Here is a 21,080-nt window from a genome sequence, read left to right on the forward strand (position 1 = left end):
CCTATGATTCCTTCGGGGCCTTCTTTGAAGAGGCCTGTTTGGCGAGCCAGATCGTCTCGCGCAAGAACTGTCGGATCGGACGGGCCGGATAGCCGGACCAGGTCTCACCCGCCGGAATGTCGGCCAGCACGCCTGCACCGGCCGCGACACGCGCGCCCTCGCCGATGGTGATGTGGTCGCCGACCCCCGCCTTGCCGCCGAAAATGACGTTGTCACCGCTGGTGACGGATCCTGAAATCCCCGTGTTTCCGGCCATCAGATTGTTGCGGCCGATGACGCAGTTGTGGCCCACCATGACCAGATTATCGATCTTGGTGTTCTCGCCGATGACCGTGTCGTCATAGGCGCCTCGGTCGATGCAGCTGTTGGCGCCGACCGTGACACCGTCCTGCAGTATGACGCGGCCCAGCTGTGGGATGTCCATGGCGCCGGCGGCCGTTCCGGTGGCGCCGAAGCCCGCCTCGCCGATACGCGCCCCGGCATACAGTTTCACCCGGTCGCCGATCAGGGCGAAGCCGACCGTGACGTTCGAGCCGATGACGCAATCGCGGCCAATCTGAACGCCGGGCGCGATGACGCTGTTGGCGCCGATGCGGGATCCGCGACCGATACGGACACCCTTGCCCAGGATCGCGCCCGGTTCGATCACGACGCTGTCGTCCTCGGCCGCCTCGTCACGCGTGATCGCCGCGTCGAGCGTGATGGGCCGATGCAGAAGAAGCGACGCCTTGGCCCAGGCGGCCTGAGGCGTTCGCGAGACGATCACTGCCGCGTCTTCAGGCGCCACTTCAGTGGCCTCGGCCGGCACGATCACGCAGCCGGCCTTTGTCGCCGTCAGGGCCGAGGCGAACTTGCGGTCGCCCAGAAACGCGATCGCGCCCCCGTCCGCAGAGGACAAGGGCGCGACGGAAGCGATCATGCGATCCCCGCCCCGCGCGACCTCGCCGCCAATCTGAGCCGCCAGTTCGGCGACGCTGAGGGGCGACAGGGTTTCGAAGAAGCGAGAATCCGGCATCGGCGGCTTAGTTGGCGGCCGCCGGTTGAGCTTGCGTCTGAGCCGGCACCGGCAGGCGGTTGAAGCTCAGGGTCGGCAGGGCGGTGTTCAGACGCTGGATGGCCAGATCGGTGACGTCCATGGCGGGGTTCATCATGAAGACGCTCTCACGGTCGAGCAGCAGACCGCAGCCCTTTTCTTGATACAGCGCGGTCAGGATCGGCGAGACGGCTTCGGTGATGGCCTGGCGCTGCATGCCCAGGGTGTAGCGCAGCTCGTTTTCGCGGGTGGATTCCAGTTGCTGGGCTTCCTGCGCGCGCTGTTGCAGAGCTTGACGACGCTGCTGAAGTTGGTCGGCCGGCAGGCTGGAGCCCGACGTCTGAAGCTGCTGGGCTTCGGTCTGGATTTGGGTGGCGTAGGGTTGCAGTTCGCCTTGAACTTCTTGGGCCAGTTGCTGCATGCGGGCTTCGACAGCCTGACCGGCTGACGACTGGGCCAGCAGACGTGCGTTGTAATAGACGCAGACGCCGGGGATGACCGGGCCGGGGTTGGCGGGAGCCGCCTGTTGCGCCGAAGCGGCGGTGGCGATGAGCGAAGCGGCGGCGGTCGCCGCGATGATCAGAGCTTTCATTGGGTTTCCTCGTGCGGTCGAAAAGCCGCGATTAGAACTGGGTGGATGTCGAGAAGCGGAAGGATTCCGTCTTGTCGTAGACTTCCTTGGACAGAACCCTGGAGATGTCGAAACGGATCGGCCCCATCGGCGATTTCCAGTGAACGCTGATGCCGGCCGACGCCCGCAGCGACAGCTCGTCGGCGATAGTGGTGTTCACAGTGCCCGTGGATGTCAGTTTGTAGCGGTCGTCAAGCGCGCCCAGCGTACCAAATTCGGCGAACAGCGAGGTCTTGATGCCGTACTGCTCAGGCAGGTAGTTTGGCAACGTCAGCTCGACCGTGCCGATAGCGTAAAAGTTGCCGCCCAACGCGTCGGTCCTGTTGAGATCGCGTGGCCCCATACCGGCCGTCTTGAAGCCGCGGAAGCTGTTTCCGCCCTTAAAGAAGCGGTCGTTGATGCGGATAGGGTCACCATTCCAGCCACTGATGTAGCCGGATGAACCCTGGACGCTGACGACCCACGCCGGCGTAAAGCCATAGTACCATTTGGCGTCGACCTCGGTCTTCACATAATTTACGTCTCCACCCAGACCCGCCAGATCCTGGCGCAACGACCCGGACCATCCGCGCGTGGGACGGATCGGGTCATTGGTGTAGTTCATCTGCAGCGTATAGCCCGCCGACGAGTTGATGTAGCTACCGATCTGGTCGCACAAAGCCGAGGTTCCCCGGCCTGCGCCGGCGCAGAATCCAGACGGAACGATGATCTCGTCAGACTTCAGGAAGTAGCGCGTGCTAAGCAGCATATTGCCGTTCAGCGGGTAGGACAGTCGCAGACCCGCGCCGGTCGAACGATAGTCGTAAGACGAAAATCTGCTCAGGTCGTAGCGGGAGTGGAACAGGTCAAAGCCGGCCCGCAGATCACGGCCCAGGAATTTCGGCTCGGTGAAGCGGAAGTCCACCTGCTGGCGCAGCGTACCCCATTCCAGACGCGACACCACATTCTGACCGCGCCCGCGGAAGTTCCGCTCCGAAATGCCCAGGTTGACGGTGAAGGAGTCGACCGAGCTGAAGCCGGCGCCGACGGACAGTTCGCCGGTCGGCTGCTCCTGAACGTTGACGTTGATGATCGAGCGGTCCGGCGCGCTGCCGCGCGTTTCCTCGACCGTCACATCCTTGAAGAAGCCCAGTGCACGCAGGTTGTTGCGCGACCGCTCCATCAGGGCGCGGTTGAAGGCGTCGCCTTCGGTCAGCAGCAGTTCGCGGCGGATGACCGGGTCGATGGTGCGGGTGTTGCCGACCACATTGATGCGGTCGATATAGACCCGCTGGCCTTCCGACACATTGAAAGTCACATCGACCGTGTCCGTCTCGGGATTGGCTTTATAGGTCGGGTTGATCTCGACGAAAGCATAGCCAGCCGACCCGGCGGCGAAGGTCAGGGCATCGACCGCCTGCTCGATCTTGTCGCTTTCATAAAGGTCGCCCGAACGGATCGGGATCAGCCGCTGCAGGAAGTCGGGATTGAGCCGGTCGTTCTGGGTGACGACCTTGACCTCGCCGAAGTTGTACTTTTCACCTTCGTTCAGCGTCAGCGACAGCTGGAACGCCTGATCGTCGGGCTGCAGCTCGGCGACCGACGAAACGACGCGGAAATCATAATAGCCGCGGTTCGTATAGAACTTCCGCAGTTGCTCCTGATCGTACTCAAGGCGGTTGGGATCATAATTATCGTTGTTCGAGAAGAACTTCCACCAGGTCGACTTCTCGGTGACCATCACGCCGCGCACGTCGCGATCCGAGAAGGCCTGGTTGCCCAGGATGTTGATGGCGCTGATCCCGGTCTGCGGACCTTCGTTGATCTCGAAGATGACATCGACGCGGTTCTGCTCCAGCTGCACCAGCTTGGGCGTCACGGTCGCGGAAATCCGGCCTTGCAGGCGGTACAGTTCGACGATGGCGCCGACGTCTTCCTGAACCTTGGCGCGGGTATAGATGCCGCGCGGGGCCAGGGTGACTTCCTTGGTCAGTTTGTCCTTCGAAAGCGCCTTGTTGCCCTCGAACACCACCTGGTTGATGATCGGGTTCTCGACGATCTGAACGATCAGGTCGCCATTCTGGATACCCAGTTGAACATCGGCGAACAGGCCGGTGCGCGACAGGGTGCGCACGGCGACGTCCAGCACTGAGGCGTCGACCGCGTCACCGGGGCGGATCGGCAGATAGGACAGGACCGTCGTCTGGTCGATCCGCTGGGCGCCTTGGACGATGATACGGTTGATCGTGATCGTCTGCGGCGCAGCGATCTCGACGCGTGGCTCGGCGCCAGCGGCGGCGGGCGCCGGCGTCGCAGTTTGGGCAGGAGCCGGGGCCGGCGTGGCGGGCGCCGTCGCGGGTGCGGTCTGGGCCAGCGCAGGCGCGCCGAGCCCTGCGGCGACCGCCAGAGCCAGCAGGCTGGAACGGGCGCTCAGTCGAACGGCGGCGCGAGAGGTCATGTCATTCATTCGGGAAACCATCGGGGGCTGGCGTCGGCTCACGAGACGAGCCCGCCGAGGAATTGGAAGAGGTTGAGCTTCTGTAGGTCGTTCCACGTCGCGAACAACATAAATCCCGCCAAAAGCGCAAGGCCTGCACGATAGCCCATCTCCTGGAACCGCGCCGACACAGGCTGCCTGGCTACGGCTTCGTAGCCGTAGAAAAGCAGATGCCCGCCGTCGAGGATCGGGATGGGAAGCAGGTTTAGAAAGCCGATTCCGATCGAAAGTATGGCGGCCAAGGTTGTCAGCGTCAGGATCAGGTTGATTGCAATGGCTCCGGGAGCCGGATTGGCCTCGACCGCAGCGGTCGTCAGCGATCCCGTCGCCTTGGCGATGCCCAACGGTCCGCTGAACTGATCGCCCGACTCGCGACCGGTCACTAAACGTCCGAGATAGGTCAGGGTCGAGCCGATCACGTCGCCGGTCTGGCGCACGCCCTCTATCACGGCGCCGACCGGCCCATAGCGGACATGGCGTACATCGCCGGCCGACGACCCCAGCCCCAGCCCGATGCGGCCGACCTTGACGCGTCCCGCGATGGGATCGTTCTCCTCGCGGCGCTCTGGTGTCGCAACCAACTCGACCGGCCGCCCAGCGCGTTCAACGGTGAAACGGACGGGATCGCCCGTGGACAGCATGACGGTGCGCGTCACCGCGCTGCCGTCCTTGATGGGCTTGCCGTTCACGTCGGTGATCAGGTCGCCGACCTGGAAGCCGGCGGCGGCTGCGGGCGATGCCGCCTGAACCTGAGCCACGCGGGCGGGGCGCAACGAAACGCCCACCGCCATGAAGACGACCGCAAAGATCGTGATGGCCAGGATGAAGTTGGCGACCGGACCGGCCGCGACGATCAGCGCGCGCTGCCACACCGGCTTGAAGTGGAAATAGTCGCGCTCGGCGCCAGGTCCGCGCTCGGCGACCACCCTCTGGCGCAGTTCGTTCAGCCCCGCCTGATCCGGCACGCTGGAGGCGTCCAGATCGCCAGAGAACTTCACATAGCCGCCTAGCGGCAGCCAACCCAGCCGCCATTCGATGCCGTGACGATCGGTGCGGCTGAACACGGCCTTGCCGAAGCCGACCGCGAAACGATCCACCTTCACGCCAAAGGCGCGCGCGACGAGGAAGTGACCCAGTTCATGGATGGTGACGATGAACGTCAGCACCAGCAGGAACGAGGCGATTGAGATCAGGATCTGACCCAGGACGCCCAGCATTCGAAAATCGTCTCCCCTGGCCTGCTATCAGGCCGCGTTCGCAAGACCGGCGATGACGGACCCGGCCATTCGACGCGTCTCGGCATCGACCGAAAGGGCCGCGCCGCAGGCGTCTCCAGAACCGAAAGCCATCCCCGCTTTCGTCGCACGCTCAAGGGTTTCGGCGACGACTGCGGCAATATTGAGAAAGGCCAGCTTGCGGTCAAGAAATGCGAAGGCCGCGACCTCATTCGCCGCATTGAACACGGCGGGCGTTGCGCCTCCCGCCTTCAACGCCTGACGGGCCAGATCCAGGGCAGGGAAGCGCGCCAGATCCGGCGCCTCGAACGTCAGCCGACCCAGAGCCGCCAAATCCAGCTTGGGCGCCGGCCAGGCGATGCGGTCAGGCCAGGCCAGGGCGCAGGCGATGGGCGTGCGCATGTCCGGCGGCCCCATCTGGGCCAGCGTCGAACCATCCACATATTCCACAAGGCTGTGGATGATCGATTCAGGGTGCACCACCACGTCGATTCGGTCCTGCGGCATGTCGAACAGATAGGCCGCCTCGATCATCTCCAGGCCCTTGTTGGCCATGGTGGCGCTGTCGACCGAAATCTTGGCGCCCATGCTCCAGTTCGGATGCGCCACGGCCTGTTCGGGCGTGATGCCGATCATCCGTTCGCGCGGGGTCTGGCGGAAAGGCCCGCCCGATGCGGTCAGGATCAGCCTGGAAACCCGTTCGGGCGCTTCGGCCGGAAAGACCTGAAAGATGGCGGAGTGCTCGGAATCGACCGGGATCAGCCGCCCCCCTGCCCGCTTGACCCGTTCGATCAGCGCCGGCCCGCAACAGACCAAGCTTTCCTTGTTGGCCAGCGCCAGGGTCGCGCCCGTGGCCGCCGCCGCCCACGCCGACTTCAGCCCCGCCGCACCCACGATGGCGGCCATGATCCAATCGACCGGCCGCGTCGCCGCTTCGACGATGGCAGCGTCGCCGGCGGCGACCGCGATGTCCGTTCCTGCCAAGGCGTCTCGCAGCGCGTCCAGTCGCGCCGGATCGGCCGTGACCGCCACCTTCGGACGCCAGCGTCGCGCCTGTTCGGCCAGTTTGGCGATATTCGCCCCGCCCGTCAGCGCCTCGACCTCGAAAGCGCACGTGCCCGTGGCCTCGGCCTGAGCCATCAGATCCAGCGTCGAGGCGCCGACCGATCCGGTCGAGCCCAGCACCGTGACGCGACGCCGGATCACGCGCCGCGCTCCAGCAACAGGACGATCAACCGCCCGGCGGCGACCACGACGACCGCGAACATCAAACCGTCGACACGATCCAGCAGCCCGCCGTGACCGGGAATGGTGTTGCCTGCGTCCTTGACCCCGAACCGCCGCTTCAACGCCGATTCCCACAGGTCGCCCGCCATGGTCGCCAAGGCGGCCGCAAAGCCCAGCACCGCGCCCCACACGACCGTTAACGCGCCCATGTCCAGCCAGGCGGTCATGATGACGCCCGCAATGCCACCAGCCACGATACCGCCGATGAAACCGGACCAGGTCTTGTTGGGCGAGAAACGCGGCCACAGCTTGGGACCGCCAAACGTCGATCCCGCCAGATAAGCCAGGATATCCGCCGACCAGGTCACGGCGAAGACCAGCACCGTCCAGTGTAAACCGACGACGCTGTCCACGTCGCGCAGCCAGATCAGCAGGACCGAAGGCCAGCCGAGATAGAGCACGCCATAGGCGGCATCCAATGCCTCCTGCCCCCGGCTGCGGGCATAGACACCGGCCGCGACAGCGCCGAACACCAGCATGACGAAGGCGACGGACATGGCGCCGAAATGGGCGCTGATCACCGCCGCCACGACGCCGAAACTGACGGCGCCGCCCATGACCCGGCGAGCGTGCGGCGCGCTCATCGACGCCCATTCGAACGCCAGGACAATGCTGGCGACCGTCATCAGCGCCAGGAACCAGATGCCCCCAGCCCAGGTCGCGGCCACGGCGGCGGGCGCCAGCACGACGGCGGAAGCGGCCCGAAGGGCGATGTCGCGTCCCTTGACCGCCATCAGGCCGTCGCGCGCACGGGGGCGACCTCTCGACCGCCATAGCGACGGTCGCGTTGCCCAAAGGCGGCGATCGCATCGGCAAGGGCCTTGGGCCCATAGTCGGGCCACAGGACGTCCTGGAACACCAGCTCGGCGTAGGCCGCTTCCCACAGCAGGAAGTTCGACAGGCGCTGCTCGCCGGACGTGCGCACGATCAGATCCAGCGGCGGCGCGCCTGCCGTGGCTAGACCGGACGCCAGGACGGCCTCGGTGATCGGTTCGGCCGTCTCTCCCGCCAGAACCCGGTCCATGTGCCGACGCGCGGCGTCCACCAGATCTGCCCGGCCGCCATAGTTGAAGGCGACCTGCAGCAAGAAGCGGTCGTTATGCGCCGTCTGGGCCTCGGCCCTTTCGATGATGGCGGCGATATCGGCAGGCAGACCTTCGCGACGGCCCAGGATTCTCAGACGCACACCCGCTTTCGCCAGACGCGCCAGATCGCTGGCCACATAGGTCCGCACCAGACCCATCAGGTCGGACACCTCGTCCTCGGGCCGGCTCCAGTTCTCGGTCGAGAAACCGAACACCGTCAGACACTCGATGCCCAGATCGGGCGCCGCCTGGATCGTCCGCTTCAGCGCCTGTACGCCCTCGCGATGACCCAGAGCGCGCGGCAAGCCCCGCGCCTTCGCCCAGCGGCCATTGCCGTCCATGATTATGGCGACATGACGCGGCCCATCGGGACCCTGTCCTTGTGGGCGTTGGCCAGAAGGCGCGGCGCTGTCTGCCGTCATCTGTGGTGTGATCCCTTCAGGGCCAAGCCGTTTCGCCTCAGACCTGCATGATCTCTTGCTCTTTGGTCTTCAAGGCCTCGTCGATGCGCTTGATGGCCGCGTCGGTTTCCTTCTGGACCTCGGTCTCCATCTTCTTCTGCTCGTCCTGGCTGATCTCGCCGGCCTTCTCGGCCTTCTTCAGGTCGTCGTTGGCGTCGCGGCGGACGTTGCGGACCGAAATCTTCTGCTGCTCGGTGTATTTGCCAGCCAGCTTGACCAGATCCTTGCGACGTTCCTCGGTCAGGGGCGGCACGGGGATACGCAGCGTCTGGCCGTCGACGATGGGGTTCAGGCCCAGGTTGGCGTTGCGAATGGCCTTCTCGACCGCGACGACCATGCCCTTGTCCCAGACGTTGACGCTGATCATGCGCGGCTCGGGCACGCTGATGGCGGCGACGGCGCTCAGCGGCGAGGCCGAGCCATAGGCTTCGACCCGCACGGGCTCCAGCAGGCCGGCGTTGGCGCGTCCGGTCCGCAGGCCGCTGAACTCTTCCTTCAGGGCGGTGACCGACCGCTCCATGCGGTCGCGGTATGTCTTAAGTTCAGGTTTTGCCATGGTCTTGGTCTCTCTTGTCTTTCCTGGTCACGCAGACGTTCAAGCGACGTCCTGAATGACCGTGAACGTGCCTTCGCCGGTCAGGGTCCGGCGCAGCGAGTTGTCTTCCCGAATGGAGAAGACCACGATCGGGATGCCCGTGTCGCGCATCATGGCGATGGCCGACGCATCCATGACCCGCAGATCCTTGGCCAGAACATCCTGGTAAGTCAGGGTCTCGTAGCGGGTGGCGGTCGGATCCTTCTTGGGATCGGCGGTATAGACGCCGTCCACGCTGGTGCCCTTCAGCAAGGCGTCACAGCCCATTTCGGCGGCGCGCAGCGCGGCGCCCGAATCCGTCGTGAAGAAGGGTGCGCCGACGCCGGCGGCGAAGATCACGACACGGCCCTTTTCCAGATGACGCAGGGCCCGGCGGCGGATGTAGGGTTCGGCAATGGCGGCCATCGGAATGGCGCTCTGCACCCGGGTCGAGACGCCGATCTTCTCCAGCGCCGACTGCATCGCCAGGGCGTTCATGATGGTGGCCAGCATGCCCATATAGTCGGCCTGGGCGCGCTCCATGCCTGCCGCCGCCTTGGACAGGCCGCGGAAGATGTTGCCGCCGCCGATGACCAGGCAGATCTCGACGCCTTCGGCCGCGACGTCCGCGACCGACTTGGCGACCGCATCGACGGTGTTCATGTCCACGCCGAACGACTGATCGCCCATCAGCACCTCGCCGGAAACCTTCAGCAGGACGCGTTTGTAGCGGAAGGTCGAGGTGGCGTCGGGCATGCGGGAAGGTCCGTTTGACTGCGGCGCCATTGAATCAGGCGACTTCTTATAGACGAAGGGCGCGCCGGCCATCAAAGCCGAACGCGCCCTTCTGATACAAAACCCTCACGAATGAGGGGAAGACTTGTTAGTTGCCGCCCATCATGGAGGCGACTTCCGACGCGAAGTCGGGGCCTTCGACCTTCTCGACGCCTTCACCCAGCGCCAGACGGACGAAGCCGGCCAGGTGCAGGTTGGAGGAGCCCAGTTCCTTGGCCGAATTGGCGACCAGTTGTTCGATGGTCACGTCCGGGTCCATGACGAACGGCTGCTTGGACAGCACCACGTCCTTCTGGAACTTGTTGATCTGGCCTTCCACGATCTTGGCGATCATGGCTTCCGGGCGACCTTCTTCCTTGGCCTTTTCGGTCAGAACGGTGCGTTCCTTCTCGATGGCGGCGGGGTCCAGGTCATCGGTGTTCAGCGACAGCGGAGCGGTTGCTGCAACGTGCATGGCGATCTTGCGACCCAGTTCGCGAAGAACGGTCTTGTCGCCCTCGCCTTCCAGAGCCACCAGCACGCCGATACGGCCCACGCCCGGCGAAACAGCGTTGTGGACGTAGGTCGAGACGACGCCTTCCGACACCGACAGGCGGGCGGCGCGGCGCAGTTGCATGTTCTCGCCGATGGTGGCGATCATGTTGGTCACTTCGTCCTGAACAGTCTTGCCGGCTTCCAGTTCGGCGCCGTGCAGGGCTTCGACCGTGTGGTGGTCCAGACCCAGTTGGGCGAACGACTTGGCGGCGTTCTGGAACAGTTCGTTGCGAGCGACGAAATCGGTCTCGGCGTTGAACTCGATGGCGGCGGCGACTTCGCCCTTGCCGTCTTCCTTGGACGCGACGGCGACCAGGCCTTCAGCGGCGACGCGGTCGGCCTTCTTGGCGGCCTTGGACAGGCCCTTGGCGCGCAGCCAGTCGATCGATGCTTCGATATTGCCGTCGTTTTCGACCAGCGCCTTCTTGCAGTCCATCATGCCGACGCCCGAACGCTCGCGAAGTTCCTTCACGAGGGCGGCAGTGATCTCGGCCATGTTCTTCTCCTTGGGGGATTTCGTATGTGGGAACGGCCGGACTGACTTAGCCCGGCCGTGTGTCAGTTCGTCAGGCGGCGCTCATAGCGCGAACACCGTCCTGCGGGCGATCAGCCCGCGGCCTTCTCGGTTTCGACGGCGTCGTTCGCTTCCGAAGTGGCGGCCTTGGCGGCTTCCTCGGCGACAGCCGGCTCAGCGGGGGCCGGTTCAGCAGCGGCTTCCAGTTCGGCGGCGACCGATTCCGTACCGGCCGGTGCGGCGTCGGCTTCGACCGGGGTCGAGGCTTCACGCAGCATGGGCTCTTCCGGATTGATCGCAGCGCCCAGGTCCACGCCCGAGGCCGAAGCGCCGGCGGCCAGACCGTCCAGGACGGCGTCGGCGATCAGGTCGCAGTAGGTCTGGATGGCGCGGGCGGCGTCATCGTTGCCGGGGACCGGATAGGTGATGCCGTCCGGGTCCGAGTTGGTGTCCAGGATGGCGATGATCGGGATGTTCAGCTTGCGGGCTTCCTGTATCGCGATCGCTTCCTTGTTGGTGTCGATCACGAACATGATGTCCGGGATCGAACCCATGTCCTTGATGCCGCCCAGCGACAGTTCCAGCTTGTCCTTCTCGCGCTCCAGGTTCAGCAGCTCCTTCTTGACGCGGCCTTCACCGCCGTTCTCGAGGATGCCTTCCAGTTCGCGCAGACGGGCGATCGAGCCCGAGACGGTGCGCCAGTTGGTCAGCGTACCGCCGAGCCAACGGTTGTTCATGTAGTACTGGGCGCAGCGCTTGGCGGCTTCGGCGACCGGCTCAGCGGCCTGGCGCTTGGTGCCGACGAACAGGACGCGACCGCCCTTGGCGGCGACTTCGCGCACGGCCACGAGAGCCTGGTGGAACAGCGGCATCGTTTGCGACAAGTCGATGATGTGGATGTTCGAGCGCGAGCCGAAGATGTAGCGATCCATCTTCGGGTTCCAGCGGTGCGTCTGGTGGCCGAAGTGAGCGCCTGCTTCAAGCAGGGTGCGCATCGAGAATTCTGGCAAAGCCATGATCGTTCAGTCCTTTTTCCGATCAAACGTGGCGCGGGGGATTAAAGGTCTGACGACCCTCGGAATGGAGCGTATCGGGATGTCTCCCCGAAGCGCGCCTCACCCGCGTTGCGAAATGCGGGGGCGATGTAGGCCGGATGGGCCGCAATAGCAAGCGCCGCCTCGCTAGACGCAAGAAAGGCGGCCCCTTTCGGGACCGCCTTTGTAAGATCGATAGAAGGCGCGTCCCTATTTCATCGCGTCAAGCAGCGCTTGAGCGCGGTCACGATGCGCCGTGACGGGCGCGATCAGTTCGCGGGCAAGCGTCGAAAGCGCGGGCGCGTCGGTGTTGCCGGCAAAGCCGTTCAGCAGGGTCAGGGTCTCGTTATGAGCGGCGACTTGCTGGTCCAGATAGACCTTGTCGAAATCGCCCGGCGTGGCGGCGCTCAGATTGTCGATCAGGCCCTTGCGGCGCTCGTCCAAAGTGGTCGGGATTGAGACATTGGGCGCAGCAGCAGCGGCAGCGGTTCCCAGCTTCTCACCCGCAGCGGTGTGATCCTTGGTGATCATGGCGGCCAGCGCCTTGACGTCGGCGTTGCTCGACTTGGCGGCGGCGACCTTCGCGGCCTCCAGCTCGTACATGTTGCCTGTGCCCAGGCCGGTAACGAAGCCGTCGACGGTGTTGGCGCCCATGGTCATGGCGGACGTCTGACCGACGACGCCGGATGTCGCGTCCTGCGTGGCGTTGACGGCCTCACTGGTGTTCTGGGCGGCGCTGTCGCCACCCTGATTGCAGGCGGCGAGAAGGGCCAGCGAGGCGACGCTGGCGATGGCGAGATATTTCATTGGAACAGTCTCCCTATGGACCACCCAAACCCATCACGCGCCCGTGAGGTTCCGAAATATCAATAGCTTGACCATACCCGAACACGTACCAGCTACGCGTCTTCCAGCATCACCACGCCGGGCGCCGACTTCAACGCACCGCGCAGGGCACCGTCCAGCCGATAGCGGCCCGGCAGCTTCAGTTCGACCTCCTGCCGCCCGTCCAGCGAGGCGATAAGGGAAATCTCCCCGCCCTTGCCGATCGCCCCGGAGCGGGCGCGTTCCAGTCGCGCCTTCAGGGCTTCCGCATCGGCGCTGCGGGCCGAGACGTGGATGCGTAGGCCGATGTTGGCGTCGTCCAGCAGGTTGTCCATACGCGAGGCGTCGTCCCCGAAGAAGCGCACCTCCCCTTCCGACGACTTGGCGCGCACCCGCACCATGACCGAGGCGCCGGGCTCCAGCACCTCGCGGCATTTGCGCAGTTGCTCAGGCGGGAAAAGACATTCGAACTCGCCCGTGGGGTCCGAGAAGGTGACGAAGGCGAACTTCTCGCCCGTCCGCGCGCTGGCCCGTTCCTGCTTGCGACGCACGACGCCCGCCATCTGGAAGGCCTCATGGCCGGACTCGGCCAGAGGAATGGCCTCGGCGACGAAGGTGACGCGCTTGCGCCTCAGGGCCGATGTCATCTCGTCCAGCGGGTGGCCGGACAGATAGAAGCCCACGGCCGACAGTTCGTGATCAAGCCGTTCCGGCCCGACCCAGGGTTCGACGGTCTTCAGCCGCGGACGGCCGACGTGGGCCTGGTCGCCGCCGAACAGGTTGACCTGAGACGAGGCGCGCTCGGCCGCCACGCTCTGGCAATAGGCCATCAGCACATCGGCCTGTTCCAGCAACTGACGCCGGTTGGGGTGGATGCTGTCGAAGGCGCCGGCCTTGGCCAGGCCTTCCAGCGCGCGCTTGTTGACGCTGCGGGGATCGACGCGTTCCAGGAAGTCGAAGATGTCGGCGAAACGGCCGCCCGTCTCGCGCACCTCGATGACGTGTTTCATCGCCTCCAGGCCCACGTTGCGGATCGCGCCCAGGGCGTAGAGCACCGCCCCCTTGTCGTCGTCGAAGGCCACGTCGAAGTCCGCTGACGACCGGTTGATGTCGGGCGAAAGCACCGGCACCTCGAACCGTCGCGCGTCCTGATAGAAGACCGCCAACTTGTCGGTGTTCGACAGGTCCAGACTCATCGACGCGGCGAAGAACTCCACCGGCTGGTTGGCCTTCAACCAACCCGTCTGGAACGAGATCAGCGCATAGGCGGCGGCGTGGGACTTGTTGAAGCCATAGCCCGCGAACTTGGCCACCAGATCGAAGATGGAGCCGGATTGAACCTCGGGCACCGTCTTTTCCAACGCTCCCGCGATGAAGCGCGCCCGCTGGAAGTCCATCTCCTCCTTCTTCTTCTTGCCCATGGCGCGACGCAGCAGGTCGGCCTCGCCCAGGCTGTAGCCCGCCAGGATCTGGGCGATCTTCATCACCTGTTCCTGGTAGATGATGACGCCGTAGGTCTCGGTCAGGACCTCCTTCAGGCTGGGGTGCAGATAATCGACCTCGGCCCGACCGAACTTGCGGTCGATATAGGTGTCGATCATCTCCATCGGTCCCGGCCGATACAGCGAGATCAGGGCGGTGATCTCTTCGATGGAGCCGCAACGCATCTTGCGCAGGGTGTCGCGCATGCCCTGGGATTCCAGCTGGAACACCCCGACCGTCTGGCCCGAGGCCATCAGCTCATAGGTGCGCGCATCGTCCAGCGGCAGCGTATTCCAGTCCTTGGCCGCGCCGCGCCGTTCCAGATAGGCGCGGGCGCGGTCCAGCACGGTCAGGGTCTTCAGGCCCAGGAAGTCGAACTTGACCAGACCCGCCGGCTCGACCCACTTCATGTTGAACTGGGACGCGGGAATGGTGGAGCGTGGATCCTGATACAGCGGCACCAGCTCCGTCAGCGGCCGGTCGCCGATGACGATGCCGGCGGCGTGGGTCGAGGCGTTGCGATACAGCCCCTCCAGCTCCAGCGCCGTTTCCAGCAGGGTGCGAACTGCCGGTTCGGCGTCCCTCGCTTCCTTCAGGCGCGGCTCCAGTTCGATGGCCTGGGCCAGGGTGACGGGCGCAGCCGGGTTGTTCGGCACCATCTTGCAGAGCCGGTCCACCTGGCCCAGCGGCATCTGCAGCACGCGGCCCACGTCACGCAGAACGGCCCGCGCCTGAAGCGTGCCGAAGGTGATGATCTGGGCCACCCGGTCCTTGCCGTAACGGTCCTGGACGTAGTCGATCACCTCTTCGCGCCGCTCCTGGCAGAAGTCGATGTCGAAGTCGGGCATGGAGACCCGTTCGGGGTTCAGGAACCGCTCGAACAGCAGGCCAAATCGCAGCGGATCCAGATCGGTAATGGTCAGGGACCAGGCGACCAGCGAGCCGGCGCCGGACCCCCGCCCCGGTCCCACGGGAATGCCGTGGGTCTTGGCCCATTTGATGAAGTCCGACACGATCAGGAAGTAGCCGGGGAAACCCATCTGCTGGATGATCCCGACCTCCCACTCCAGGCGGGTCCAGTATTCCGCTTCGGGCACGGCGGCCGTGACCTCGGTTAGGCGGACCTTCAGCCCCTCGCGCGCCTGGTGCGCCAGTTCGTCGGCCTCGGAGCGCCCTGCCCCGGTGTCGAACCGCGGCAGGATGGGCGCGTGGGTGTTGACCAGGAAGGCGCAACGGCGCGCGATGTCGATGGTGTTGTCGCAGGCCTCGGGCAGGTCGGCGAACAGTTCGCGCATGACGGCGGCCGGCTTGAACCAGTGCTCGCCGGTGATGCGGCGGCGATCCTCCTGGCCGGTGAAGGCGCCGTCGGCGATGCACAGCAGGGCGTCGTGCGACTTCGCCTGGGCGGCCTTGGCATAATAGACGTCGTTGGTGGCGACCAGAGGCGTGTCGTTGGCATAGGCCCATTCGACCAGACCCGGCTCCGCCCGCTTCTCTTCATCCAGGCCGTGGCGTTGAAGCTCGACATAAAAACGGTCGCCAAAGGCCGCCTTCATGGTCGCCAAGGTCGCGGCGCCTTCGGCCTTGTTGCCTTGGGAAAAGAGCGGATCGACCGGGCCGTCCGGGCCGCCGGATAGCAGGATCAATCCTTCGGAACGCGCGACGACCTGTTCCCAGGACACGCCCGGCTCGGCCATCTCGCCCGCATCCAGATAGGCTGACGACGACAGCGCACACAGATTCAACCACCCGGCGGTATTCTGAGCCAGCAGCACCACGGTCGGGACCTTGGCCCAGCGGGCCTTGATCTGGCCGCCGATACCGAAGACCGGCAGGGCGCAAGCCACCAAGGGCTGAACGCCCGCATCCTTGGCCGTCTGGCTGAACTCCAGTGCACCGAACAGATTGACCCGGTCTGCCACCCCGACCGCAGGCATGCCCGCATCGGCGGCCAGTTTGCCGACCTTGGCCGCCTTGATCGCGCCTTCCAGCAGCGAATAGGCCGAGCGGACCCGCAGATGGACGAAACCCTGACTGTTCACCGGCTCGCTCAACGCCTTCTCCGATCCCGAACCCTCAATGGGTCCATCATCCTGCACCGAGTCTCATATCGGGCGGCGATCAACCATCGCAAACCCACCCTCGGGCGGATGGGCTGTGGATCACTGACTTCAGACGGTCATCGGCAAAAACACCGTCTAGTCCGTCTAATTCGTCTGATCTCAGGCGCCGGTGACGTTGATCGCTACGGTCCAGACCATCAGCACGAAGCCGCCGCACGACGCCAGCGACAGCATATCTCTCATCAAACGCGGCATGACATCGTCTCCCAACAATCCGATATGTTCCGCTAATGTTCTATGTTGGCGTTTTGTTCCGGTCAACCCTTGTGAACCAGTCGTTCGACGACGACGTATCAAGCTGGAACGGAGATCGAACATGATCACTCGCCACACGACGCTTGCAGCCTTGGCGGCCCTGGTCGTCGGAGCCTCGACCCTAGGTGCGCCCCTGCCCCACGCCGCTCAGGCTCAGGCTCAGGCTACAACCACGCTTCAAACCGCCATCTTCGCCGGCGGGTGTTTCTGGTCCGAGGAAAAGGCGTTCGACGATGTACGGGGCGTGCGGTCCGCTGTGTCCGGCTTCGTCGGCGGCCACACCGCCAACCCGACCTATGAACAGGTGGTGCGTGGCGGCACGGGACATATGGAGGCCGTTCAGGTCACCTTCGATCCACGCGTGGTGTCCTATCGCGCCCTGGTCGATCGCTACTGGCGCACCATCGACCCGACCGATCCGAACGGACAGTTCTGCGATCAGGGTCCGTCCTATCGGTCGGCCGTGTTCGCGACCGGAAGCCAGCGTGACGCCGCCGTCGCCTCACGGGACGCCGCCATGCTTGTGTTGAAAAAGAGCTTCACGACGCCTGTCGTCGGCGTCCAGCGCTTCTGGCCGGCGGGCGAAGAGCATCAGGACTATGCCAGACGTCACGCCGCCAGCTATCAGGCCTATCGGATCGGGTGCCACCGCCCCGAACGCCTGCGAGCGATCTGGGGCGACGCCGCCGTCAGTTGATCAGTAGGCGTGGCTCAGTAGGCGTGGCTCTGTGCCGCGCGCTCTTCCAGATGACCGTCCTTCAGGGCGAAGACGCGGTCCATATGGCCGGCCAGTTCCATGTTGTGCGTAGCGATCAAGGCGGCGACACCCGTATTCTTGGCTAGGTCGCGCAGGGCCTCGAACACCGACTGGCTAGTGGTCGGATCAAGGTTCCCGGTCGGCTCGTCAGCGAGCAACAGCCGCGGGCCATTGGCGAGCGCACGGCCGATAGCGACCCGCTGCTGTTCCCCGCCTGACAACTGCGCCGGCTGATGCGTTAGCCTTTCGCCCAGGCCAAGCGCCGTCAGCGTGACCTCGGCGCGTTTGCGGGCCTCGTCCTGTGGCACCCCAGCGATCCGCATCGGCAGGGCGACGTTGTCGCGTGCGTCGAACTCGGGCAGCAGATGGTGGAACTGATACACGAAGCCGATCCGGCCCAGGCGCAGGCGCGTGCGGGCGCGCTCGTCCAGATCGCCGACCTGTTCGCCGTCGATGGCGACCGTGCCGCTGGTGGGCTTTTCCAACAGGCCGGCGGCGTGCAGCAGCGACGACTTGCCCGAACCCGACGGACCGATCAGTCCGACCAGTTCGCCCGGAAACACGTCAAGATCGACGCCCTTCAGCACGGTCAGGCCGCCCTGGGCGGTGTCATAGGTGCGGGTCAGGCCGCGCACCGAGAGGATGGGAGCCTTACTCATAACGGAGCGCCTCCACGGGATCGATGCGAGATGCGGTCCAGGACGGCGGCAGGCTGGCGATACAGCTCATCAGCAGCGACCAGAAGGTCACCCAGGCCACGTCCACCGGATCGACCAGGGCCGGAATGGCGTCCAGCATATAGACGTCGGAATCGAACAGCTTGGTCTGCAGCACGAACTCCAGGAAATGCTGGATCGGACCGATGTTCCAGCAGAACAGCAGGCCCAACACCAGACCGGCGATGGTGCCCGCCACCCCGATCATGGCGCCGGCCATGAAGAAGACGCGAAGGATGGACGACGGACTGGCGCCGATGGTGCGCAGGATGGCGATGTCGCGGCCCTTGTTCTTCACCAGCATGACGATGCCGGAGATGATGTTCATGGCGGCGATGGCGACGACCAGGCCCAGGATGATGCTCATGGCCACCCGCTCGACCTTCAACGCGCCGTAGAAGGCGGCCAGACGCTCGCGCCAGTCGCTGACGACCGCGCCGGGTCCGGCGGCGTCACGGATTGCGGCGGTCAGGGCGCCGACCTGATCGGGGTCGTCGACCTTGATCTCGATGGCGTCCCAGACGCCCTCCTTGCCGAAGAAGAGCTGCTGCTGTTCCAGCGGCATGAATATGAAGGCGCGGTCGTAGTCGGCGGCGCCCGAGCGGAACAGGCCGCCGACGAAATAGGTCTTCTCCAGTCCGCCCAGATTGCCGAAGGCGCTGTCGGCGCCGGTGGGCGAATACAGAGTGACCGGGTCGCCGACCCGCAGCCCCATCGACGTCGCCAAGGCGGCTCCGACCAGAATGCGGTCGCCGCCATAGGGGCCCTTGCCGAACCCGGCGCGCTCCTGCGGCGTCAGGCTGTCGAACACATATTGGGTCTTGGCCAGATCTTCGGGACGGATGCCCTTGGCGATGGCGCCCGTCGTATAGCTGCCGACGCGGATCAGGCTTTGCGCCTCGTTCAGCGGACTGGCGCTGGCGACGCCTGGCACGGCCTGGATCCGCTTCAGCGCGGCCTCACGGTCCGGCGAGGTCAGCACCGGCCCCTGCACATACATGTGTCCGTTGAAGGCCAGCATCCGGCCCAGCAGTTCGCTGCGGAAGCCGGACATGATGCTCATGACGCTGATCAGCACGGCGACGGCCAGCATGATGCCGATGAAGCTGATCACCGCGATGGTGGCGACGCCGCCCTCCTTGCGCTTGGCGCGCAGGTAGCGGAGGGCCAGGCCGATCTCCCACGAGGAGAAGGCGCCGGAAGGACGGGACGGCAGGCTCAAGCGGTCAGCCTTTCGATGGCTTCGGACAGCGGCACGGAGACCTTCTCGCCGGTGGCTCGACGTTTCAGCTCGACCACGCCGTCCGCCAGCCCCTTGGGACCGATGGTCAGCTGCCACGGCACGCCGATCAGGTCGGCGGTGGCGAACTTGCCGCCCGGACGCTCGTCGGTGTCGTCGTACAGCACGTCCTTGCCGAGTTTTTCCAGCTGAGCCACCGCGTCCTCGCAGGCCGCCGAGACGGCGGCGTCATTGGCGCGCAGGTTGATGACCACCACGTCGAACGGGGCCACGGAGTCAGGCCAGATGATGCCGCCCGCATCGTGGCTGGCCTCGATGATGGCGCCCAGCAGGCGCGATACGCCGACGCCATAGCTGCCCATGTGAACCTCGGAGTCCTGACCGTCCGGCCCGGCGACCTTGGCCTTCATCGGCACGGAGTATTTGGTGCCGAAATAGAAAATGTGGCCGACCTCGATGCCGCGCGCCGACAGACGGTCGCTCTCGGCGGTCTGGGCCTCGAACTGGGCTGCGTCGTGCATTTCCTCGGTTGCTGCGTACAGGGCCGTGCGCTCGTCGAACACGGCCTGCAGCGCCTCGGCGTCAAGGTCGTGACCGGGAGGGGCCATCTCGACCAGCTTGCGGTCGCAGAAGACCTCGCTCTCGCCGGTTTCGGCCAGAACGATGAACTCGTGGCTCAGGTCGCCGCCGATCGGCCCGGTGTCGGCGCGCATCGGCACGGCCTTCAGACCCATGCGGGCGAAGGTGTTCAGATAGGCCGTAAACATGCGGTTGTAGGCGACGCGTGCAGACGCCTCATCCACGTCGAAGGAATAGGCGTCCTTCATCAGGAACTCGCGGCCGCGCATGACGCCGAACCGGGGCCGGCGCTCGTCGCGGAACTTCCACTGGATGTGAAACAGGTTCAGCGGCAGCGACTTGTAGGACTTCACATAGGCGCGGAAGATGTCGGTGATCATCTCCTCATTGGTCGGCCCGTACAGCAGCTCCCGCTCGTGGCGGTCGGTGATGCGCAGCATTTCGGGACCGTAGGCGTCATAGCGGCCGCTCTCGCGCCACAGGTCGGCCAGTTGCAGGGTCGGCATCAGCAGTTCGACCGCCCCTGCCCGCTGCTGTTCCTCGCGCACGATCTGCTCGACCTTGCGCAGCACCTTCAGACCCAGCGGCAGCCAGGCGTAGATACCGGCGGCCTCCTGCTTGATCATGCCGGCACGCAGCATCAGCTGATGCGAGACGATCTGGGCGTCCGAAGGGGCTTCCTTCAGCGTGGGCAGGAAAAAGCGCGACAGGCGCATGATCGGAAATCCTAGGCGTAGAGACGGAACAAGGCTTTAGCCGCTGGACCGGGGCGAAAGCTAGGCCGGGTTGCGGTTTAGACGGCCGGTCCGTTGGCGAAGTTCGGCAAGGGCAGCCAGCCGGTGAAGATCAGCACCATGATGAAGACCCAGGCCAGGGCCGAGACCCAGGTCGTGGTCAGGAACTTCTTCTTCAGGTTCGGCGTCTTTGGCGCGCCCCACTGGGAGCCGTCGGTAGGCGGCTCGTGCGTCTCGCTCGCCGTGCCTAGCGGCAGCACGGCGAACAGCACCGTCCACCAGACGATGATGTAGATGCCGACCATGGTGAAGACGCCGATGGGCATGACGGACCTCTAGGGATGCGGCCGGCCGACGCCGTAGCGGGCGGCCAAATAGGGAGCGATGGCGTGATCCTGAAGGAAGCGCCTGCCGGTCGTTTCGCTGACCTGTGCATCTGGCCAGTCGAGCGTGTCGTCCAGGATCAGGATGGGGCAGCTTTGATGCGCCTCACCGACCTGGTCGATTACCGGCTGACGCGGACGGGGGTGGTCGAGATAGACGACCTCCAACGCATCGCGAAGCTGGGAATAGAAGGCCAGCACGCCCTCGATATAGGCGCCGGGTGGACAGAACCACGGTCCGCCTTGGTCGTCGTGCCAGTCGGGGTTCAACAGGAAGAGTAGCTCAGCCATCGGTGGGATATATCCGAGTTGAGGCGATTGTCGCGA

The 21,080-nt window shown here is 65.1% G+C and carries 19 protein-coding genes; 1 reads left to right on the forward strand and 18 read right to left on the reverse strand.

Annotated elements, in window-relative coordinates; all coding sequences use genetic code 11:
- Position 1 precedes the first annotated feature (1 nt).
- The 13 genes from lpxD to dnaE all read right to left on the reverse strand — a co-directional run bounded on the left by lpxD (position 2) and on the right by dnaE (position 16,020).
- The gene (gene lpxD / locus AC3ISA_RS15530; protein WP_489178588.1) at positions 2 to 1,015 is read right to left on the reverse strand and encodes a UDP-3-O-(3-hydroxymyristoyl)glucosamine N-acyltransferase; all 1,014 of its coding nucleotides are present in this window, start codon (positions 1,013 to 1,015) and stop codon (positions 2 to 4) included.
- Between the two features lie 7 nt (positions 1,016 to 1,022).
- Positions 1,023 to 1,625, reverse strand: coding sequence for an OmpH/Skp family outer membrane protein (locus AC3ISA_RS15535; RefSeq protein ID WP_372693822.1), 603 nt, complete (start codon positions 1,623 to 1,625; stop codon positions 1,023 to 1,025).
- Between the two features lie 31 nt (positions 1,626 to 1,656).
- Positions 1,657 to 4,110: an outer membrane protein assembly factor BamA gene (gene bamA / locus AC3ISA_RS15540; RefSeq protein ID WP_372693824.1), complete on the reverse strand. Its 2,454-nt coding sequence runs from the start codon at positions 4,108 to 4,110 to the stop codon at positions 1,657 to 1,659.
- Between the two features lie 29 nt (positions 4,111 to 4,139).
- Entirely contained in the window at positions 4,140 to 5,357 is a 1,218-nt protein-coding gene (locus AC3ISA_RS15545) for a M50 family metallopeptidase (protein ID WP_489178589.1), read from the reverse strand.
- Positions 5,358 to 5,384: 27 nt separating this feature from the next.
- Positions 5,385 to 6,581, reverse strand: coding sequence for a 1-deoxy-D-xylulose-5-phosphate reductoisomerase (dxr, locus tag AC3ISA_RS15550; protein WP_489178590.1), 1,197 nt, complete (start codon positions 6,579 to 6,581; stop codon positions 5,385 to 5,387).
- The gene (locus AC3ISA_RS15555) at positions 6,578 to 7,396 is read right to left on the reverse strand and encodes a phosphatidate cytidylyltransferase (protein WP_489178591.1); all 819 of its coding nucleotides are present in this window, start codon (positions 7,394 to 7,396) and stop codon (positions 6,578 to 6,580) included. Before AC3ISA_RS15555 ends, dxr begins: the two co-directional genes overlap by 4 nt.
- On the reverse strand, positions 7,396 to 8,169 hold the full coding sequence (gene uppS, locus AC3ISA_RS15560; RefSeq protein ID WP_489178592.1) for a polyprenyl diphosphate synthase: 774 nt from the start codon (positions 8,167 to 8,169) through the stop codon (positions 7,396 to 7,398). Before uppS ends, AC3ISA_RS15555 begins: the two co-directional genes overlap by 1 nt.
- A gap of 37 nt (positions 8,170 to 8,206) precedes the next feature.
- Entirely contained in the window at positions 8,207 to 8,764 is a 558-nt protein-coding gene (frr, locus tag AC3ISA_RS15565) for a ribosome recycling factor (RefSeq protein WP_135195906.1), read from the reverse strand.
- Positions 8,765 to 8,803: 39 nt separating this feature from the next.
- Entirely contained in the window at positions 8,804 to 9,538 is a 735-nt protein-coding gene (gene pyrH, locus AC3ISA_RS15570) for a UMP kinase (protein WP_372693834.1), read from the reverse strand.
- 127 nt (positions 9,539 to 9,665) lie between these two features.
- A complete protein-coding gene (gene tsf, locus AC3ISA_RS15575; RefSeq protein WP_489178593.1) occupies positions 9,666 to 10,607 on the reverse strand; it encodes a translation elongation factor Ts in 942 nt (313 codons plus the stop codon).
- 110 nt (positions 10,608 to 10,717) lie between these two features.
- Positions 10,718 to 11,641, reverse strand: a complete 924-nt coding sequence (gene rpsB, locus AC3ISA_RS15580; RefSeq protein ID WP_489178594.1) for a 30S ribosomal protein S2 — start codon at positions 11,639 to 11,641, stop codon at positions 10,718 to 10,720.
- 228 nt (positions 11,642 to 11,869) lie between these two features.
- The gene (locus AC3ISA_RS15585; protein ID WP_489178595.1) at positions 11,870 to 12,466 is read right to left on the reverse strand and encodes a DUF4142 domain-containing protein; all 597 of its coding nucleotides are present in this window, start codon (positions 12,464 to 12,466) and stop codon (positions 11,870 to 11,872) included.
- 92 nt (positions 12,467 to 12,558) lie between these two features.
- Positions 12,559 to 16,020 carry a DNA polymerase III subunit alpha gene (gene dnaE / locus AC3ISA_RS15590; RefSeq protein ID WP_489178596.1) on the reverse strand — a complete coding sequence of 1,154 codons (3,462 nt, stop codon included), beginning with the start codon at positions 16,018 to 16,020 and terminating at the stop codon, positions 12,559 to 12,561.
- Between the two features lie 385 nt (positions 16,021 to 16,405).
- Between dnaE and msrA the strand changes: the two genes are divergently transcribed.
- Positions 16,406 to 17,041, forward strand: coding sequence for a peptide-methionine (S)-S-oxide reductase MsrA (gene msrA, locus AC3ISA_RS15595; RefSeq protein WP_489178597.1), 636 nt, complete (start codon positions 16,406 to 16,408; stop codon positions 17,039 to 17,041).
- A gap of 14 nt (positions 17,042 to 17,055) precedes the next feature.
- Here msrA and AC3ISA_RS15600 read toward each other — a convergent pair whose 3' ends face one another.
- The 5 genes from AC3ISA_RS15600 to AC3ISA_RS15620 all read right to left on the reverse strand — a co-directional run bounded on the left by AC3ISA_RS15600 (position 17,056) and on the right by AC3ISA_RS15620 (position 21,044).
- Positions 17,056 to 17,760: an ABC transporter ATP-binding protein gene (locus AC3ISA_RS15600; RefSeq protein WP_489178598.1), complete on the reverse strand. Its 705-nt coding sequence runs from the start codon at positions 17,758 to 17,760 to the stop codon at positions 17,056 to 17,058.
- Positions 17,753 to 19,039: a lipoprotein-releasing ABC transporter permease subunit gene (locus AC3ISA_RS15605; protein WP_489178599.1), complete on the reverse strand. Its 1,287-nt coding sequence runs from the start codon at positions 19,037 to 19,039 to the stop codon at positions 17,753 to 17,755. The genes AC3ISA_RS15600 and AC3ISA_RS15605 overlap by 8 nt, the downstream gene beginning before the upstream one ends.
- Complete coding sequence (proS, locus tag AC3ISA_RS15610; RefSeq protein ID WP_489178600.1) at positions 19,036 to 20,352, reverse strand: proline--tRNA ligase; 1,317 nt, start codon at positions 20,350 to 20,352, stop codon at positions 19,036 to 19,038. The genes AC3ISA_RS15605 and proS overlap by 4 nt, the downstream gene beginning before the upstream one ends.
- Before the next feature lie 77 nt (positions 20,353 to 20,429).
- Positions 20,430 to 20,696 (reverse strand): DUF1467 family protein, encoded by a 267-nt coding sequence (locus tag AC3ISA_RS15615; RefSeq protein ID WP_372693852.1) that lies wholly within the window; start codon positions 20,694 to 20,696, stop codon positions 20,430 to 20,432.
- 9 nt (positions 20,697 to 20,705) lie between these two features.
- Positions 20,706 to 21,044, reverse strand: coding sequence for a DUF3088 family protein (locus tag AC3ISA_RS15620; RefSeq protein ID WP_489178601.1), 339 nt, complete (start codon positions 21,042 to 21,044; stop codon positions 20,706 to 20,708).
- Positions 21,045 to 21,080 lie beyond the last annotated feature (36 nt).

Source organism: Brevundimonas sp. KH_058 (genome assembly GCF_057838505.1).

Bases quoted from the DNA above. Each gene is read 5' to 3' on its own strand.
- lpxD (WP_489178588.1), bottom strand. From the start codon at position 1,015: ATGCCGGATTCTCGCTTCTTCGAAACCCTGTCGCCCCTCAGCGTCGCC.
- AC3ISA_RS15535 (WP_372693822.1), bottom strand. From the start codon at position 1,625: ATGAAAGCTCTGATCATCGCGGCGACCGCCGCCGCTTCGCTCATCGCC.
- bamA (WP_372693824.1), bottom strand. From the start codon at position 4,110: ATGAATGACATGACCTCTCGCGCCGCCGTTCGACTGAGCGCCCGTTCC.
- AC3ISA_RS15545 (WP_489178589.1), bottom strand. From the start codon at position 5,357: ATGCTGGGCGTCCTGGGTCAGATCCTGATCTCAATCGCCTCGTTCCTG.
- AC3ISA_RS15555 (WP_489178591.1), bottom strand. From the start codon at position 7,396: ATGGCGGTCAAGGGACGCGACATCGCCCTTCGGGCCGCTTCCGCCGTC.
- uppS (WP_489178592.1), bottom strand. From the start codon at position 8,169: ATGACGGCAGACAGCGCCGCGCCTTCTGGCCAACGCCCACAAGGACAG.
- frr (WP_135195906.1), bottom strand. From the start codon at position 8,764: ATGGCAAAACCTGAACTTAAGACATACCGCGACCGCATGGAGCGGTCG.
- pyrH (WP_372693834.1), bottom strand. From the start codon at position 9,538: ATGCCCGACGCCACCTCGACCTTCCGCTACAAACGCGTCCTGCTGAAG.
- tsf (WP_489178593.1), bottom strand. From the start codon at position 10,607: ATGGCCGAGATCACTGCCGCCCTCGTGAAGGAACTTCGCGAGCGTTCG.
- rpsB (WP_489178594.1), bottom strand. From the start codon at position 11,641: ATGGCTTTGCCAGAATTCTCGATGCGCACCCTGCTTGAAGCAGGCGCT.
- AC3ISA_RS15585 (WP_489178595.1), bottom strand. From the start codon at position 12,466: ATGAAATATCTCGCCATCGCCAGCGTCGCCTCGCTGGCCCTTCTCGCC.
- msrA (WP_489178597.1), top strand. From the start codon at position 16,406: ATGATCACTCGCCACACGACGCTTGCAGCCTTGGCGGCCCTGGTCGTC.
- AC3ISA_RS15600 (WP_489178598.1), bottom strand. From the start codon at position 17,760: ATGAGTAAGGCTCCCATCCTCTCGGTGCGCGGCCTGACCCGCACCTAT.
- proS (WP_489178600.1), bottom strand. From the start codon at position 20,352: ATGCGCCTGTCGCGCTTTTTCCTGCCCACGCTGAAGGAAGCCCCTTCG.
- AC3ISA_RS15615 (WP_372693852.1), bottom strand. From the start codon at position 20,696: ATGCCCATCGGCGTCTTCACCATGGTCGGCATCTACATCATCGTCTGG.
- AC3ISA_RS15620 (WP_489178601.1), bottom strand. From the start codon at position 21,044: ATGGCTGAGCTACTCTTCCTGTTGAACCCCGACTGGCACGACGACCAA.